This window comes from Chitinophaga oryzae (assembly GCF_012516375.2).
In the GTDB taxonomy this organism is placed as follows: Bacteria; Bacteroidota; Bacteroidia; order Chitinophagales; family Chitinophagaceae; genus Chitinophaga; species Chitinophaga oryzae.
In genome coordinates this window covers 2,468,527-2,485,153 of record NZ_CP051204.2, presented here as the reverse complement: position 1 = coordinate 2,485,153, position 16,627 = coordinate 2,468,527, and the positions used below count along the sequence as shown (strand labels likewise).

General features: G+C 51.8%; 15 protein-coding genes. 6 read left to right on the top strand and 9 right to left on the bottom strand.

Annotation, left to right across the window (positions count from 1 at the left end; all coding sequences use genetic code 11):
* The first annotated feature begins 121 nt into the window (after positions 1 to 121).
* Entirely contained in the window at positions 122 to 487 is a 366-nt protein-coding gene (locus tag HF324_RS10420; protein WP_168802419.1) for a hypothetical protein, read from the top strand.
* A 58-nt stretch (positions 488 to 545) separates the two neighbouring features.
* On the opposite strand, the gene HF324_RS10415 is transcribed toward HF324_RS10420, so the two are convergent.
* On the bottom strand, positions 546 to 1,115 hold the full coding sequence (locus HF324_RS10415; protein WP_168802418.1) for a DUF4256 domain-containing protein: 570 nt from the start codon (positions 1,113 to 1,115) through the stop codon (positions 546 to 548).
* 223 nt (positions 1,116 to 1,338) lie between these two features.
* On the opposite strand from HF324_RS10415, the gene HF324_RS10410 reads away from it, so the two are divergent.
* Both HF324_RS10410 and HF324_RS10405 read left to right on the top strand, forming a co-directional pair.
* Positions 1,339 to 3,714: an ABC transporter permease gene (locus HF324_RS10410; RefSeq protein WP_168802417.1), complete on the top strand. Its 2,376-nt coding sequence runs from the start codon at positions 1,339 to 1,341 to the stop codon at positions 3,712 to 3,714.
* A gap of 106 nt (positions 3,715 to 3,820) precedes the next feature.
* A complete protein-coding gene (locus tag HF324_RS10405; protein WP_168859728.1) occupies positions 3,821 to 4,771 on the top strand; it encodes a HEAT repeat domain-containing protein in 951 nt (316 codons plus the stop codon).
* Between the two features lie 3 nt (positions 4,772 to 4,774).
* Here the strand turns inward: HF324_RS10405 and HF324_RS10400 are convergent, their stop codons facing one another.
* The 4 genes from HF324_RS10400 to HF324_RS10385 form a co-directional block, all read right to left on the bottom strand.
* Complete coding sequence (locus HF324_RS10400; RefSeq protein WP_168859727.1) at positions 4,775 to 5,419, bottom strand: dihydrofolate reductase family protein; 645 nt, start codon at positions 5,417 to 5,419, stop codon at positions 4,775 to 4,777.
* Positions 5,420 to 5,564: 145 nt separating this feature from the next.
* Positions 5,565 to 6,509, bottom strand: coding sequence for a polysaccharide deacetylase family protein (locus HF324_RS10395; RefSeq protein WP_168802414.1), 945 nt, complete (start codon positions 6,507 to 6,509; stop codon positions 5,565 to 5,567).
* Between the two features lie 108 nt (positions 6,510 to 6,617).
* The gene (locus tag HF324_RS10390; protein ID WP_168802413.1) at positions 6,618 to 7,079 is read right to left on the bottom strand and encodes a carboxymuconolactone decarboxylase family protein; all 462 of its coding nucleotides are present in this window, start codon (positions 7,077 to 7,079) and stop codon (positions 6,618 to 6,620) included.
* Positions 7,080 to 7,142: 63 nt separating this feature from the next.
* On the bottom strand, positions 7,143 to 7,718 hold the full coding sequence (locus tag HF324_RS10385) for a Crp/Fnr family transcriptional regulator (RefSeq protein ID WP_168802412.1): 576 nt from the start codon (positions 7,716 to 7,718) through the stop codon (positions 7,143 to 7,145).
* A gap of 48 nt (positions 7,719 to 7,766) precedes the next feature.
* Here HF324_RS10385 and HF324_RS10380 point away from each other — a divergent pair, with 48 nt between their 5' ends.
* Positions 7,767 to 8,702: an ADP-ribosylglycohydrolase family protein gene (locus tag HF324_RS10380; RefSeq protein ID WP_168802411.1), complete on the top strand. Its 936-nt coding sequence runs from the start codon at positions 7,767 to 7,769 to the stop codon at positions 8,700 to 8,702.
* On the opposite strand, the gene HF324_RS10375 is transcribed toward HF324_RS10380, so the two are convergent.
* The gene (locus HF324_RS10375; protein WP_168802410.1) at positions 8,687 to 9,439 is read right to left on the bottom strand and encodes an SDR family NAD(P)-dependent oxidoreductase; all 753 of its coding nucleotides are present in this window, start codon (positions 9,437 to 9,439) and stop codon (positions 8,687 to 8,689) included. The two genes, HF324_RS10380 and HF324_RS10375, sit on opposite strands and share 16 nt — an antisense overlap.
* Before the next feature lie 95 nt (positions 9,440 to 9,534).
* Between HF324_RS10375 and HF324_RS10370 the strand changes: the two genes are divergently transcribed.
* Positions 9,535 to 9,918 carry a winged helix-turn-helix transcriptional regulator gene (locus HF324_RS10370; RefSeq protein ID WP_168859726.1) on the top strand — a complete coding sequence of 128 codons (384 nt, stop codon included), beginning with the start codon at positions 9,535 to 9,537 and terminating at the stop codon, positions 9,916 to 9,918.
* Here the strand turns inward: HF324_RS10370 and HF324_RS10365 are convergent.
* A complete protein-coding gene (locus HF324_RS10365; RefSeq protein ID WP_168802408.1) occupies positions 9,902 to 10,402 on the bottom strand; it encodes a DUF2004 domain-containing protein in 501 nt (166 codons plus the stop codon). The genes HF324_RS10370 and HF324_RS10365 overlap by 17 nt on opposite strands.
* A gap of 299 nt (positions 10,403 to 10,701) precedes the next feature.
* Here HF324_RS10365 and HF324_RS10360 point away from each other — a divergent pair, with 299 nt between their 5' ends.
* Positions 10,702 to 11,613, top strand: a complete 912-nt coding sequence (locus HF324_RS10360) for a serine hydrolase (RefSeq protein WP_168802407.1) — start codon at positions 10,702 to 10,704, stop codon at positions 11,611 to 11,613.
* A 68-nt stretch (positions 11,614 to 11,681) separates the two neighbouring features.
* Here the strand turns inward: HF324_RS10360 and HF324_RS10355 are convergent, their stop codons facing one another.
* Positions 11,682 to 13,121: a rubredoxin gene (locus HF324_RS10355; RefSeq protein ID WP_168859725.1), complete on the bottom strand. Its 1,440-nt coding sequence runs from the start codon at positions 13,119 to 13,121 to the stop codon at positions 11,682 to 11,684.
* Positions 13,122 to 13,123: 2 nt separating this feature from the next.
* Entirely contained in the window at positions 13,124 to 16,621 is a 3,498-nt protein-coding gene (locus HF324_RS10350; RefSeq protein WP_168859724.1) for a nitrate reductase, read from the bottom strand.
* Between the last annotated feature and the right edge of the window lie 6 nt (positions 16,622 to 16,627).

Here is a 16,627-nt window from a genome sequence, read left to right as displayed (position 1 = left end):
ATATAACAAGCCCTCTTAACATTCCTTTATACCTATCCGTTAGCAATGTGTTAAAGCTGTAAGTCCGTTTAATTTTTTAAGCATATCCGCAGTCCAAGAAGTGTACTTAAACCAAAAAACGATGAAACGGATCTTCTTACTGGTTTTCTTACTCGCAGCAGTAATCACCAGTGCTTCAGCAAACGTACCCGGCGGACACTTCAGGGGAGGTTACGGCCACACCGTCATTGTTCATGGTGGTTTCTACAGCCCCTTTTACGCCCCATTCGGATACTATTACGGCTACCCTTATTATACCGCGCCTTATGTGCCTACCAAACTGGACATACAGATTACCGGTATTAAAAATGATTACGCCGACAAGATAAAATCTGTGAAGCTGGACAACAGCCTTACCCGGCAGGAAAAACGGGAACAGATCAGGGAATTTAAACGCGACAGGAACCTTGACATCCTGAATGCGCAAAGAGACTACTACAAATCCTAAAAAAACCAAACCGCCCGGGGGCTTTCCGGGCGGTTTTCGTATATGGTCAAACGTATGTTCAGACTTTCAGCGATCCTCTGAACCCTCGCACGGCATAATAGGAAGAAGCGCCATTGTGATAGGTGAAAACATGGTCGTAACGGCGGTCACAAAACAGCGCGCCGCCAAGCTTTCTGATCGCTGGCGGTGTTTCCACCCAGCTGGATGTTTTAAGGTCAAATTTTCCCAGCTGCTGTAATTCCCGGTATTGTTCTTCGGTCAACAGGGTGATGCCAATAGCCGCCGCCATGTCTACCGCATTATCTGCCGGCTTATGTTCTTTCCTGGATTCCAGCGCTTCCCTGTCATAGCAGACGTTACGGCGCCCTGCCGGCGTTTCCGCCGAGCAGTCATAAAAAATGTACTCACCGGCCTTTTTGTCGAATCCCACTACATCCGGTTCGCCGCCGGTTTCCTCCATAATATGCAGCGTCCATAGTTTGTCGGCCGCTGCTGTGAGCCTTGCTTCCACGTCGGCCCATTTCAGCCCTTTATGCCGGGGCATATTTTTCTCGAAACGTGTTTTCAATGTAACCAGCAGCGTGACCTGCTGTTCGGTTGATAATTTCTCTTTTTTGCTTTTACCCATAGTACAGCGTTTTGGATGATGAAGGATCACCACGTTGGGGAAGCGTGTCGTATCCGGTGAAAATAAGATCGTATGCCCAAAGATAACAAGCCTGCTAAAACCGGACAGATTTGTTTTAAAAACGAACAATATAGAAAATTCCATAAATCGTAATTGTTTATCTTTAAATAAATTAATTTGTGGCATATTATTCAGGCACGCATACTGACCGAACTGCTTTTTCATGTTAAAGAACTACTTCAAAACTGCCTGGCGCAGCCTTATCAACCATAAGGCGTACAGCGCGCTGAACATTTTCGGGCTGGCCATCGGAATGGCAGTAGCATTATTAATCGGATTATGGGTGTTCTATCAGTTTTCCTACGACCGGTTTTTGCCGGGATACCGGAATACCGCGCAGGTGATGTACAGGACACTGTACAACGGAGACATCCTCACACAAAGGTCTACCGCCTACCCCCTGGCAGAAGTACTGAAAAAAGAAGTTCCGGGCGTTCAATATGTGGCCCAAACGGATTGGACAGCCCCGCATGGGTTGGTGGCAAAAGAGAAAAAGCTGTATCTGAATGGCGTAACAGCCAGTCCCGACTTTTTGAACGTATTCAGCTACCCGCTACTACGGGGGAAACGGAGCGACGCGCTCAACGATATGCATTCCATTGTACTGACAGCATCCACCGCGAAGTCGCTCTTCGGAGAAGCAGATCCCATCAACCAGATAGTACGCCTGGATAATCAGATCGATTTAAAAGTGACCGCTATATTGCAGGACGTTCCGGCTAATTCCACTTTTCAGTTTCACTACATCATACCGCTGGACTATGGGCTGAAAATACAGCAATGGGGCACCCGGTGGGGCAATAACAACATTCAGACGTTTGTATCCCTCGGTCCGCACGCTTCCTTTGACCAGGTATCTGCCAATATGAAAACGTTGCTGAAAAAATACAGTGTGGAGGAATACCGTATTACCAAAGCGGAGGTATTTATGCAACCGATGAAACAATGGCACCTGCAGGCCGATTTTAAAAACGGCGTTGTGTCCGGCGGGCTGCTGGACTATGTGAAGATGTTCAGCCTTATCGGGCTACTGGTGTTATTGATTGCCTGTATCAACTTTATGAACCTCTCCACGGCGCGGTCAGAAAAAAGGGCACGGGAAGTGGGCATACGAAAAGCGGTCGGTTCTCATCGCAAGGATCTCATCTTCCAGTTCCTGATAGAATCGTTGATGATCACATTGTTCTCCTTTGTGTTGTCGCTGCTGCTGGTACAGCTATCGCTGCCTGCTTTCAACAGCCTCACCGGTTCAGCGATCCGTGTTCCCTACGACAATGCTGTGTTTTGGTGCATCCTCGCAGCCTACGTGCTTTTAACGGCCTTGCTGGCGGGAGGAAGACCGGCCTTCTACCTCTCATCCTTCCAGCCCGTAAAAGTGCTGAAAGGAAGCGTTCACACCGGCAAGGCGGCCACGCTGCCCAGAAAAGCGCTGGTAATACTGCAATTCACCTGTTCCGTCGCGCTCATGATCAGCACGATCGTGATCTATCAACAGATACAACACGCTAAAGACAGGCCCACCGGCTACAATGCGCAACGCCTCCTCATGACTGACAACAGTCCGGACATGAACCGTAACTATGAAGCGCTGAAGAATGCGTTGCTACAGACCGGCGTGGTGTCCAGCGTTACAAAGTCTTCCAGTCCGGTTACCGGCATATGGGTCACCAACAACATCAGGGAGTGGCAGGGCAAACAACCCGGCGAATCGATGGAGCTTGGCACCACAGCCGTTTCCGACGCCGACTATTTCAAAACCATGGGAATGGAGATCATCGCCGGAAGGAACTTCACCGGCGTCCGCAGCGCCGATTCCGCTTGTATGGTCCTGAATGAAACAGCTGTCAGACGTATGCGCCTGAAGGACCCTGTCGGCCAGACCATACGCTGGAACCAGCCGGAACTGACCATGAAAGTGATCGGTGTCGTCAAAGACGCATTGATGGGTTCTCCTTATTCATCGGTGCCACCGTGTATGTTCCTTTATAATCCTGACTGGGCCAACGTTATCACTTACCGCCTCGAAGCGGGTGTCCCTACTGCCAAAGCACTGGCTGCGCTGACGCCCGTTTTCAACAAATACAACCCGTTCTATTCCTACAAATACCAATTTGTGAACGATGCGTACGCCGATAAATTCAGGTTTGAAACACTGGTAGGCAATCTGGCCGGAGTGTTTGCTGCGCTGGCCATCTTCATCTCCTGCCTCGGCCTCTTCGGGCTGGCGGCTTATATGGCCGAACAACGCACAAAAGAAATCGGCATCCGGAAAGTACTGGGCGCTTCCATCTCGCAGGTATGGCTGTTGTTATCCAAAGATTTTGTGGCCCTCGTAATGCTGAGTTGCATTATGGCCGCCCCGGTGACCTGGTACCTGCTGCAGCGGTGGCTGCAACAATATGAATACCGGATCAATATCGGCGCCGGCGTATGGCTTACGACAGCACTGATGGCCATCGTCATTACCATCGTCACCGTGAGTTTTCAGTCCGTCAGGGCTGCATTGGCCAATCCGGTGAAAAGCCTGCGCGCAGAGTAAAAATAGTCCTCCCCTTCATTCAGGAACAGGTCCATTTTTCCCGCGGATGGCTTATAAGCGGACAATTCCTTATATTCAGCCCTTCATTAAAACACTTTCATCCGCCATGGACCAATATCTGATTGAACTGATCGACCGCATGAACGACAGAAGCGACTACCCTCTTCCGGCAGGCGTAAGCAGCAGCACAACGATCTCCTGGGCAGCGCTCAGAGAAGCCGAAAAGCTCGACAACATCACCTATATACCACAGCTGATCGCTTTCATCAATGCTGAAAAAAATACGGACCGGCGCAAGAGCGGTTATTTCATCCTCGGACATATTGCTGAAAATACCAACAACCGGGAAGCGATGGAGTTTCTTATCTCCCGGATACCAAAAGAAAAAGACAAATATCTGTTGTCCTCCATACTGGACCAAATCGCGTATCTCGAAAAGCCGGCCGGCACCGACCTCACTGTACTCATCCAGGCGGTAAAAAGCAATGCCTGGCAGATCAGGCAAAGCGCGATCAAAGCGCTGGCCCGCTCCGCGGAGAAAACGGCAGAAGCAACACTGCTGGAGGTCATCAGCAACAGCAAAAGCGAATACGACCTGATATATGCCAACACGGCCCTGTCCACCTCCGGCTCTGCTGCAAGCCTGCCGGCGCTGGTAAAACTACTGGACCATAAAAAACAGGATGTCACCGGTACCGCGCTGAGCGCCATCCTCAAGTTGAGCGACGCTTCTTACCTCGATCTTTTCCGTGCACAGCTGGAACAGGGAAAAAACAAATTTACCGCCTTGTACGGCGTGGTTAAATATGGCGATGAACAGGTAGTGCCCGACCTGGTCCGGCGGGTGAAGCAGCTGGTAGCCAAACAGCGCGCCATCGAAGCTATCAGCACCGGTGGTAAAACAGAAATTATCGTTGCCCTTGAATTCCTGGTACAGCATGTTGCCGGTAATCCGGAAATCAAAAAACTCTACGAACTACTAAGCGGCAAAAAGAACGGATTGCTCTGGGACAGAGAAAAGGAATGGTTACAAACTTTCCAACATCATTTTAAATAACGCTTACGCCGGTTGATAAGTATGTGCGACCACTCCTCCGGGGAAAGCCTTTATACCTACCAGCTTCAGGTCAAGCGGCTTTGAAAGTCCGTTGAATATCGGCAGCCCGGTACCTAAAGCGGCAGGATGTGTCATAAGGTGGTATTCATCGATCAGGCCCGTCTCGATCAGGCTCCGCATGAACCCGGCGCCGCCATGCGCCAGGATAGGCTTTCCCGGTTCAGCTTTGAGCGCCCTGATACCTTCAGCAAGATCGCCGTCAAACACACGCGCCTCTGCCCAGGTAGCTGCAGCAGGCGAAAGCTCCGTGCTGGTGGGAAGCCCATTTTCCGCATTATACTTTCGGGTGCTTTCCACCGCAGTCGTTGTGAGTGCCGGATCAAAACCTGCAAATCCTTTCCGGGTAAAGAGCGCCTTGGGTATCTCGTTCATCGGCGCTGCCAGAGGCATGGGTGAAGTGGGCCAGTAAGACGCCATGTCCTGGAACGTCCTGCTGCCCATAATATGTAATCCGGCAGACCGGCAAAGGTCCACCAACCATGCCCTTGAGGCTTCATCAGAAGATTTGAAGATCCAGTCTACTTTGCCATCGGCGGTACCAACAAAGCCGTCTACAGAGAGAGACATCTTCATCATTAATTTACGCATGATCAAAAGATTTTGTTTCCCAAAAGTAAGACGCGCCTTTCAAACATACGTGGGGGTAAAGCGACAATAGAAGGGTTGATTCCGCCATTACTACTGATGCATCGGCCAGGAAGGGATTTGAATACATACCGTGGCTGGTGAGGAACTATTCCCTCACCGCCGTTTTATCCTGTAAGATCATTTTCGCGATTTCGTCTTTGCGTTTGAAGCTAACGCCTCTGTGGTCCTGTATATACCGGATGATATCGCGGGCTGCTTTTACCATCTGCGGCGTGCCGCCGATACGGTCATGGAAGCTGATGGACATCTGCCGGCGGCGTTGCGCGCTCTCTGCATACAGTTGGTCAAATTCCATCTTCACCTGTTCAACAAACTGACCGGCTGAGAAATTCTTTCCTTCAATCAGCAGGATATCATTGCAGCGCAACGTGTAAGGCACTACGGCAAAGTCGTGTTGGTTCACCTGTATTACAAAAGGTTCATCTCTGCTGAGGTCATCGATATGATAAATAAAACCCAGCTCCTGTAATATCTTCAGGGTATTCTCTCCCCGGCGCAACCAGTTGGCGTTATAGCCGACCGGCATTACGCCCGTCACCTTTTCTACCGCGTCGGCTCCGTCTTTAATGAACTTCTTCTCCGCTTCGTAGGAGAGATTGTACTGCGAACTCCAGTTCATGCCGTGGGCAGCCGCTTCATGGCCGCGGCGCACGATCTCCTTCGCCAGCTCCGGATGATTCAGCACGGCGGTGCCTACCATGTGGGAAGTCACTTTGATGCCCAGCTGGTCCCAGTTGTCCAGCATCCTGGGAATACCTTCCTTATAACCATACTGGTACCAGGTGGATGCCGGCAGATCGCGGTAGCCCTGCTGCATGTTTTGCGGAAAAGGACTTTCTGCATTGTCCGGCTGACCGCCGGCTTCAAACTGCATGGATACGGACACCACCAGCCGGGAACCATCTGCCCACCGGGAAGTATTATCGATGGTTTTCGTTTGCTGACCGTTAGCCCAGAGATGGGTAAAGGGTAAAACGCCGAGTGCGCCTGCGGCGCTTGTTTGTTTAATAAATGTTCTGCGGGTGCTCATACATTCGGGCTGTTTATAACCACAAATGTCGGCTGCCGGCAAGCTATTTTTTTTGTACTTCTGATTGAAAAATCAGTAAAAGTAAAAGACAGGCTTGCCGCCACGCATTTACTGCTTATGTTCGGCAGCCACCACCGGCACCCGCATATGCGTGCTGACCCCTACCCTGGTCAGGGCGTTGATGGAGAGAATTGCTGTGATCAGATATGCAATATATGTTTCGTCAAAATGATGCAAAGCCAGCTGATACGTTTCTTCGCTCAGCCCATGCTGATGGATCAGCGTAATCTCTTCTGTCATGGCCAATATTACTTTTTCTTCATCGCTGAAGAGTCCGGCCTCGCGCCAACCGCTTAATACGAACAACCGCTGCAGCGACTCGCCATGCTGCAACGCGGTACGGTTATGCATATCCATACAATAAGCGCAGCCGTTGATTTGCGCAGTACGTATATCGATCAGGTCCTTATGGGATTTTTTCAGCGGGCTGGCGGACAGAAACGTATCCATAGCCAATATGGCTTTATATCCTTCGGGAATCAGTTTTTTCATGTTGAGACGTTGACTCATGGCTGTTATTTTTTGTTACTTCACAAAAATACAACGCCTTCTTCCGGCAAAACTTAAACCCGTTTAAGAAATACGTCTGGCCCTCAGTTCGCTGAGATATTCGGGCGTAAGGCCCAGGTAAGACGCCAGCAGGTGTTGCGGCACCCGTTGTGCGAACTCAGGGAAATTGCGGCTGAAATGAAGATATAGCTCTTCCTTGGAATAGTCGCCCTGGTAACGGGTCCGGTACTGCGCCGCGGCATGTGCCTTTTGATGTACCAGCCGGAAATAACGTTCCATCTTCGGAAAACGTGCCAGCATCGTTTCGCGGTCAGCCACGCTGATAGCCAGCACTTCAGATGTTTCTACCGCCTGAATGCAGAATTCGGAAGGTATCTGTAATTGCAGCGAAGTATAGTCGGCTATCCACCAGTTTTCAATGGCAAACTGAATGGTTTTCTCCACGCCTTTATTGTTGACGAAAAATAACCGCAGGCACCCTTTCACCACAAAGTAATCGTACCTGCAGACTTTCCCTTCTTCCAGCAAGCGGACCTTTTTCGCGGGGGTAACGGTCTCAAAAAAAGAGAGGATGGCCGTCAGTTCCTCTTCACTGACATCCACCAGTTTCCGGACGTGTTGTTTAAATACTACAGACATGGTCCTTCAAAAATACCACAAAATCTGCAAAAGCCTTATCTTCCGGACATGATGACATCAGGAACACCGGCGCTGGCCTGGCGGTCGCTATGGGGATTATCCATAGGGGATGCTTTCGGTGAAACATTTTTCGGCAAAGAGGCGGAAGTCCTTGAAAGGATGGCCAACAGAACCCTGCAACCAGGCGATTGGCTATTTACCGATGATACCGTACAAGGTATTGGCGTATTCCGGACTTTGTCCGCCTGTGGTACTATTGATCAGGACTACCTCGCCCAGGCGCTGGCCTGTAATTACCTGCTCGATGACTACCGCGGATATGGCGGCACTGCCCATTCCATCATGAAAAGCATTGCCGCGGGAGAATCGTGGCAAACCGTAAGCTGTGCGGTATTTGATGGGATGGGCTCTGCGGGTAACGGTGCTGCGATGCGTTCAGGGCCTATAGGCGCCTGGTTTGCCGGCGACCCGGTCACCGTAGTGGCACAGGCCAGGCTGGCAGCAGAAGTCACCCATGCACATCCGGAGGCCATCGCAGGCGCCATTGCAGTAGCGTTAGCCGCCTGCTGTTGCGCCACAGCCCGGACACAGGACACGACCCTTTCGTCTTCCGTATTCTTCGATTTTATTATCCATCATCTGCCCGAAAGCGATATCAAATATAAAATCCGGAAAGCCGCTACATTGCCCGTCAGCTACGATATACGGACCATCGTGTCCGTACTGGGCAATGGCACGCTGCTGACGGCGGCAGACACAGTTCCTTTCGCACTCTGGTGCGCGGCACATCATCACGAACACTTCGAAAATGCGCTGTGGACAGCTGTCAGCGGCCTGGGAGACCGCGACACCATCGCTGCCATTGTTGGCAGCATCACCGTATTATACGCAACAGATGATACTATTCCCACAGTATGGGCGGAACGCACGGAGAAAATAGAGACCTCGCCGTTTTTTAACAGTGATTATCAAAACGCGCCATAACGCATACCGCCGTCCACCGTCACTGAGGTACCGGTCACATACTTCGCTCTTGGCGACGCCAGGAAGGTGACCATATCGGCTATGTCCTCTGTTTCCCCGAAATCACCCAGAGGTATTTCTTTTGATGCAAACTGTTGCCTTGCCTCTCCCTGGAAAAACGGACGGATATTCTCTGTATCGATCAGCCCCGGCTGCAGGTTCACCACCCGGATACCATATTTACCCAGCTCACCGGCCAGCTGCTTGGCCCATACCACTACCGCAGCTTTGGCCACAGAGGAGGCATTGATGGTCCGCAGTTCAAAAGTGCTGGTCACATTGATGATAACACCCTGGCGGCGTTCGATCATCGCCGGCAGGAACTGTTGTGTCAACTGCCGTAGCCGGTCAAAATGCAGCATAAAAGAAGCATCCCAGTCTTCATCTGCTCCGATAACGTCCAGCGGCACGCTTCTGCCGGCATTGTTGACCAGGATATCCACCTGTCCCAAACCAGCCCATGCGGCGGCAGCGATTTTCTCTGTTGCGTCAGCGGCCATAAAATCCTGCGACAGCACCACCGGTTCCACACCTCCTGCCGCCACCACCTCCTCCCGGAGGCTGTTCAATAAATCATCGTTTCTGCCGATAGCCAGTACTTTTACGCCTTCTGCTGCCAGTTCTTTGGTAATAGCACGGCCCATACCCTGACTGGCACCTGTTACGACCGCTGTTTTTCCTTTTAAAAAGAGATCCATGACTGTTGCTTTAAATTTCTTTGTAAAAGTAGCGGGCAACGGTTAATTTTAGGTAGTATACAGTCAATTGTATGGTACATACAAATATGTAAGTAATGGGAACCAGAAAGCAAAACTCTACCTATAGCCGCAATGAAAAATGCATCATCGATTGCGATCTTACCTTCGCCGTTTACCTGCTGGGCGGCCGATGGAAACTCCTGATACTCGATAAGCTCGCGAAACGCAAAATGCGCTTCAGCGAGCTCAAAAAAGAATTTTCGTATATCACTGAACGTATGCTCACGCTGCAGCTCCGGACGATGGAACAGGACGGACTGGTAAAACGGACCGTTTACGCTGAAGTACCGCCACGGGTAGAATACGAGCTGACAGAAACGGCACGTGAACTGGCCCCTATCTTAAGTCAACTCAGCGACTGGGGCGGCAAACAACGGAAAATAGCACAGCAGGGAACGGCGGTTAACTCTCCCACGTGATGTCGATGAGTTCGCGTTGTGCATCCCGGTTTACCACCAGCAGTTGATCTTCCGGCTCTCCGTCGATATAAATCGTATAGTCGAAAACAGCATAACTGGTAGTTCCGTATTTGCCATCCGGGTAAAAACCTACGCGGCATAATTGGAGTTTAGACAACAGGATGGCGGCCTTTTCTTCATCGGTCTCTGCCTCTCCTACTAAATCAGCCAGCTGCTCCTCCGGCAATTCTTCGATATAAAAACGGAAATACTTCTGCGTTTCGCCCTCACTCGTTTCAAAATCCTGTTGAAGCGCAGCCTTGTTCTTCACATCCAGCTGATCTATATCGCGCAACCATTCGGCCAGCATGGCCGCGTTGTCTGCATCGATACGGGTATGTTCAAAATTTAAGTCAAGGTTAATACCAGCTGTCGTGGTTATGCTGTAATACTCTTCCAGCTGCTCGCGATTGATTTCTCCGAAGTGGGGTAATGGATGTTGCATGTGTTGTTATTTATTATTTTAGATCGCAAATGTAACCCATTCAAACGGTATATTAATGATTAAAGAAACATCCACAGAATATATTGTGACTGGAAGCTTGGTGGCCAGGAATAAAATTATTCTTCGGCGCTGACTTTAATCATCTAAGAAATCCGCCTGATGACAGGAACTGTATACTATCAGCGTTATAGCTATCAATGTAAAAAAAGGCAGGGACGCATAAGATAACGATGTCACCAAAGGTACTTTTATTCCTCCGCTTTTCTTGCTATCTTTTGCCGCACAATTACAAGACTCCTATGCGTACACTCACTATCCTCGCGTTGCTGCTATGGCCTGTCCTCACTTTTTCACAACTGAAGAAAAAGCCGAATGCCCGTCTGCAGCAAAACCTGCAACAGATTGTCGATAAGTTTAAAGGCACCGCAGGCGTGTACGTACAACAGTTACAGACCGGCGAATGGGCAGCCATCAATGCGGACACCATCTTCCCCACTGCCAGCATCGTTAAAATCCCGTTGCTGGTGGGCCTGTTCGACAAACTGGAAAAAGGAGAACTGGGATACCACCAAACACTGATATACCGCGACTCTGCCAAAACCGGCGGCTCCGGACTAATGCAGTTTTTCAAAGACAGCTCCGAAACGGAGGTAAGTATACTGGCAGCGTTAATGATGGCTTACAGCGATAATACCACCTCGCTCTGGAACCAGCAGCTGGCCGGCGGTGGCGCCGCTGTCAACGCACTATTGGAAAAATACGGCTTAAAAGATACCCGCGTTAATTCCCGCACACCGGGACGTGAGGAAAACAGGAAAATATATGGCTGGGGACAGACAACGCCCCGTGAGATGGCTACCCTGGTCACTAAAATTTTCCGGGGAGAAGTGATCAGCCGCGCTTCCAGCGAACGGATGTACCGGCTGATGACCAAAGGATACTACGACGAACAGGCCCTCACCCAGGTCCCGCCCTATGTACAGGCCGCTGCCAAAACAGGTTCCGTCAACGAGTCACGCTCGGAAGTGGTGCTTGTCAACGCCCCCCACGGCGACTACGTTTTCTACATCGGCACCAAAAACATCAAAGACCAGCGTTGGGTGGCCGACAATGAGGCAGTCAACATGATCCGGGAAATTTCCGCCCTCCTCTGGAAACACTTTGAACCCAAAAGCAAATGGACACCCGTTTTCCGGACCGATAAATACTAAGAAATATTTAGAGAAAGTCCTGTAAATAACAACAGCCGTCCCGCTTTACGGAGACGGCTGTTGTCATTTTATACGATCGCCGGAACTTCCCGGAAGGTGTCCTTGTCTGCCTCGCACACCGAACAACAATAACTGTCCGGCAACTCCGCAAAGGGCGTCCCCGACGGCACCTGCTGTTCTTCGTCGCCCACCGCTTCATCGTAGACCGTCAGACAGGCCACGCACTGATGCACCTTCTTACCGCTGCCGGCAGGCGCCACCGGCAACTCCTGCGCTTTCACGAAATGCTGCAGCATGTCCGTCTCGCTTCGCTGTTCGTAAAACAACCTGCACAGCGACGTCACATAAGGTCCCAGCTGTTCTTTGGACACATCTTCGCGGTAAGGTATCAGCGAAGAAGAATTAGCGTTAAACCCCGCGGTATACAGGATGTCGTAACGCTGCATATATTTCAGCTTACTGCCATGGCGGCTGGCCCTCCTCCGGATCACGATATTACCGAACAGGCTCGTCTGCTCCTGTGTCCGGATACTGAAACACAGCCCGTAGGTACGCACATCCGCCACATCAAAATGACGGATGATATGACGTTTTAGTATCAGCCCGTCTTCGCCGTTGTCCTCCACCTGCCAGTTTAACTCGTTAGCGGCATGGCGCACATTAATACCGTACTTCCCCAGCAAATAATCCCAGAGATACCGGTGCCCGGGATCAATATTTTTGATCACCAGCGATTTCCAGGGAGTACTGTACAACTGCCCCGTACGGGTTTCCATACACAACCGGCACACCTCCTTTAAAAAAGGAACAGGAAAAGCTTCGTCCCTCCGGTAGATGCCCAGCCAGTAGCTGTTTTCATACTTATTAAAGCCTTCGTAGTAAGGCAGATGAAAAGCCGGCAGCTCCGGCTCTCCGTCCTTTTCCCGGAAAAGATAGGGCAGCTGCGCTTTAATATCCGCAAACACAGCAGCAGGCGACTGCCCCCGTCGCAACAATGTTTCTGCCGCTTTGCTAACTGCTGCAATGCTGTTGGTATAAATCAGCTCCGGCCAAAGAAAAAGTTCCTGGCTCCCCGGCAAACGAAGGTACAAATGCCAGTAGTGAACGGCGCCGGAAGACACCCAGTTGATATGCCCCGTAAAAAGGGGGACAAATGTCTGCTTGCTGTCGCAGATATTTATTTTTAATGTCGGCGAATAATCAAACTGATTGAAGACGTCTTTATATATACCTTCTACCAGCCAGGTATCATGCAAAAAAATACCTGCCGCGGGGTAAGCGCTCAGAATATTGGGATGCTCCGAAAGCACTATCTGCCGGTCATTACAAGCGGCATTAAAAGCAGCCAGCTGTTTGTCGGGCACATCGAGCAACAACTGCTGCCGCAGCCCGAAGCGTACATGCGTGACCGTTGCAGCTGCTGCAATGTCCAACAGCTCCAGCAGCATTCCCGGAGGAATAATGCCGCCCCTGAAATTAACTTGTATGGTATGTGTTTGTCTGGCCATAATTACGCTGGCATAGATACCGGAACAGCGAGGCTTTTTTCCAGTATTGCTTTTACTTCAGAACGACAGCTGCCGCAACCCATTCCCGCGCCGGATGCCTGGCACAACGGTTGCAGCTGATGACAGCCTGCCGCTATTTTTTCCTGTATATTCCCCTCCCCCACATTGCCGCAGGAACAGACCAGCCGGCCAATCACAGGCGCTCCCTTTTTCCCGGAACGCAACAACTCCAGCCGCTTGTCCGACAGTTCCATGCGTTGCTGTATCAGGTCGCGGAACTCCGGGAATTCGGACTTATCGCCGATCAGGATAGCCCCCACGAGGCGGTCCTGGTGAATAATACATTTTTTGTAATACCTTTTGGCTTTATCGATAAAAACCACTTCCTCATAAGCCGGATCGTCGGGCGTTTCCACCATCCCCAGCGAACAGAAATCGGCGCCGTGCATTTTGAGGATGTTCATCGACAGTGAACCCTGGTAATAACTTCCGATGTCTCCGTTCAGGTAGCGCGCCACCACTGCGGCCTGCTGCTCTGCCGCCGCCGTGATGCCGTACAACATCCCTTTAAACGAAGCTATTTCACCCATGGCGAAGATATCCGGGTCAGCCGTCTGCAGGTATTCATTGACGATGACGCCACGATCACAGGGCAGCTGTATGGCTTGCGCCAGCTCGATATTAGGCGCCGTACCGATGGACATCACCACGGCCTGGCAGGCGATATACCGCCCGCTTTTCAGGTGGATGCCTTCCAGCTGGCCCTGCCCGGAGAACCGGTCCACTTCATCATTGTAATAGATCTCTATGCCGCGGTCTGTCAGCTCCTGGTACAACAGCTGGCCGCCGAGCGTGTCCAGCTGCCGGTCCATCAGCCGCGAGGTGCGCTGTAACAGGCCCACATCTATCTGCATCTCTTTCAGGGACGCCGCCAGTTCAATCCCCAGCAGCCCCCCACCGATGATCATGACCTTTCCTTTCTGCGGACGGACATGCGCTTTAAAAGTGTCTGCGTCGTGGCGGGTGCGCATAGTGAAGATACCGTCCAGCGCAGGCACATTCCTTAAAGTGGCGGCACGGCTGCCGGTGGCCAGTATCAGCACATCGTACGTATGAGTGTTACCATTACTGTCCGTCACCGTCTTCAGGGAACGGTCGATATGCACGATACTGACGCCCCTATGTAAGGTAATGCCGGTTGCTTTTTCTTCGCTGTGCGTCATTTTCACCAGCTGCTTCCATGACTGTGTGCCGCTGATATAATCAGGCAGCATCACCCTGTTATAAAACGGCTGGTCTTCTTTGCCGAAAACCACCAGCTCATCGCGGGTATTCATTTCCCGGAAGGTTTTCACAAAGCCGCATGCAGCAGCGCCGGCGCCCACGATCACGATCTTCTGCACCGGCTTGTTGTAACGCGCTACCTGCACTGCGGCGAATTTAAAATCCGGCTGTTTGGAAACAGGGTCCAGCCGCTTGCTGGTGAGGTTATTGGCCCGATGCAGATCGTTGTTCAGTATTTTACCCCAATGCATGGGCAGAAACACCACTCCTTTTTTGATGGTATCACAGCAACGCGCTTTTACCCGCACCTCGCCCCGTTGATTCGTTACCGTTACCATGTCACCGTCGGCGATATTCCGCTCGGCGGCATCCTCGTGGTGTATCTCCAGGAATGCGCTGTCGATATGCTGCTTCAGCTTGTTCACCTTGCCGGTTTTGCTCATCGTATGCCATTGATCGCGGATACGCCCCGTGGTGAGGATGAGCGGCCACTCCGGCGTGAGCGGTTCCGAGCGGTGATCGTCGCCAAAACTGTGTATCACCGCCCTGCCTTCGCCGGTATAAAAACGGTGGTCGGTAAAAAGCCTTGGCGTCCCTTTTCCTTTGTAATAGGGCCACTGCACGCTGCGTTGCGCTTTCAGTATATCATAATTCAGTCCGCTGATGTCGATGTTGGTACCGGCCGTCAGCTGCACATGCTCCTTGTAGATATCTTCCATGGAAGCATAGTCAAATCCTTTATAGCCCATCTTCTGCGCGAAGCGGCAAATAATTTCCGCATCGGGGAGCGCTTCTCCCGGCGCATCGGTGATCTTTCCGAGGTAACTGATACGGCGCTCGGCATTGGTCATCGTGCCTTCTTTTTCCGTCCAGGCGGCGGCGGGCAACACCACATCGGCATAATGCAGCGTTTCCGGCCGCGAGGAGATTTCCTGCACGACTACATACTTCGCTTTTTGCAGCGCCGCCTCTGCGAAACGCACATCGGGTTGGCTGACCAACGGGTTGGTACACATGATCCAGATGGCTTTCAGCCGGCCGTCATGCAACGCATCGAACATCTCCGTGGCGGTGAGGCCCGGCCTGGCGGAGATCTCTGTTCCGCCCCAGAACTGCTGCACTTCCCGGCGATGCGCCGGATCACTCAGCAGCCGGTGCGCCGGCAACAGGTTGGACAGCCCGCCTACTTCCCGGCCGCCCATCGCGTTGGGCTGGCCTGTCAGCGAAAAAGGGCCGCTGCCCGGCTTTCCGATATGCCCTGTGACCAGGTGCAGGTTAATCAGGCTAAGGTTTTTATGGGTACCGGCGGCGCTCTGGTTCAGGCCCATCGTCCACAGCGACATGAAGCCGCCCGCTTTACCGATCCAGTCGGCCGCTTCATACAGTGCGCTTACTTCAATGCCGCAAATAGCGGCGGCTTCCGCGATGCTACGCTGCATCACGGCAGCCTCGTATTGCTGGTAGCCTTCTGTATGCGCCGCTATAAACCGTGCATCCACATCGCCATTTTCTATCAGCGCCCTGCCGATGGCATGATGCAGCACGATATCCGTTCCGGGGTTGATTTGGAGATGAAGGTCTGCGATGCTGCAACTCTGCGTTACACGCGGGTCGCTGACAATGATCTTCAGCCGTGGGTTGGCGGCCCTGGCGGCTTCCACACGCCGCCAGAGGATGGGATGGCACCAGGCCGGGTTGGCGCCGGCCACCAAAATACAGTCTGCTTTTTCTATATCGTCGTAAGTACCGGGCACCGCATCTTCCCCCAGCGCCATTTTATACGCCGCCACCGCACTGCTCATACACAGCCGGGAATTGGTATCGATGTTATTGCTACCGATAAATCCTTTGATCAGTTTGTTGACAACATAATACTCTTCGGTGAGACATTGCCCCGAGGCGTAGAACGCCACTGCATCCGGTCCATGTTTCTGTATGACGGACGCAAAGACCGCAGCGGTCCTTTCCAGCGCCTGGTCCCAGCTCACCCTTTGCCGCGGCAGGTTACGGTGGTACCGCATTTCAGGATACAGCAGCCTGTCCGACGTATCCATCACCGTATAATGCAGGTTCATTCCCTTGGAACAAAGCATGCCTTTGTTCACCGGGTGGTCCGGATCACCTTCCACCTGCAGCTTTCCCTGCCGGTCTTTGTGTACCAGTATGCCGCATCCTACGCCGCAATAACAACAGGTCGTTTTAAGAGGGGACTGCATAGCTGC

Excerpts from the sequence above, each read along its gene's own strand:
- HF324_RS10360 (WP_168802407.1), top strand. The coding sequence starts at position 10,702 with ATGCGTACACTCACTATCCTCGCGTTGCTGCTATGGCCTGTCCTCACT.
- HF324_RS10355 (WP_168859725.1), bottom strand. The coding sequence starts at position 13,121 with ATGGCCAGACAAACACATACCATACAAGTTAATTTCAGGGGCGGCATT.
- HF324_RS10370 (WP_168859726.1), top strand. The coding sequence starts at position 9,535 with ATGGGAACCAGAAAGCAAAACTCTACCTATAGCCGCAATGAAAAATGC.
- HF324_RS10365 (WP_168802408.1), bottom strand. The coding sequence starts at position 10,402 with ATGCAACATCCATTACCCCACTTCGGAGAAATCAATCGCGAGCAGCTG.
- HF324_RS10385 (WP_168802412.1), bottom strand. The coding sequence starts at position 7,718 with ATGTCTGTAGTATTTAAACAACACGTCCGGAAACTGGTGGATGTCAGT.
- HF324_RS10380 (WP_168802411.1), top strand. The coding sequence starts at position 7,767 with ATGATGACATCAGGAACACCGGCGCTGGCCTGGCGGTCGCTATGGGGA.
- HF324_RS10350 (WP_168859724.1), bottom strand. The coding sequence starts at position 16,621 with ATGCAGTCCCCTCTTAAAACGACCTGTTGTTATTGCGGCGTAGGATGC.
- HF324_RS10390 (WP_168802413.1), bottom strand. The coding sequence starts at position 7,079 with ATGAGTCAACGTCTCAACATGAAAAAACTGATTCCCGAAGGATATAAA.
- HF324_RS10420 (WP_168802419.1), top strand. The coding sequence starts at position 122 with ATGAAACGGATCTTCTTACTGGTTTTCTTACTCGCAGCAGTAATCACC.
- HF324_RS10400 (WP_168859727.1), bottom strand. The coding sequence starts at position 5,419 with ATGCGTAAATTAATGATGAAGATGTCTCTCTCTGTAGACGGCTTTGTT.
- HF324_RS10405 (WP_168859728.1), top strand. The coding sequence starts at position 3,821 with ATGGACCAATATCTGATTGAACTGATCGACCGCATGAACGACAGAAGC.
- HF324_RS10375 (WP_168802410.1), bottom strand. The coding sequence starts at position 9,439 with ATGGATCTCTTTTTAAAAGGAAAAACAGCGGTCGTAACAGGTGCCAGT.
- HF324_RS10395 (WP_168802414.1), bottom strand. The coding sequence starts at position 6,509 with ATGAGCACCCGCAGAACATTTATTAAACAAACAAGCGCCGCAGGCGCA.
- HF324_RS10415 (WP_168802418.1), bottom strand. The coding sequence starts at position 1,115 with ATGGGTAAAAGCAAAAAAGAGAAATTATCAACCGAACAGCAGGTCACG.
- HF324_RS10410 (WP_168802417.1), top strand. The coding sequence starts at position 1,339 with ATGTTAAAGAACTACTTCAAAACTGCCTGGCGCAGCCTTATCAACCAT.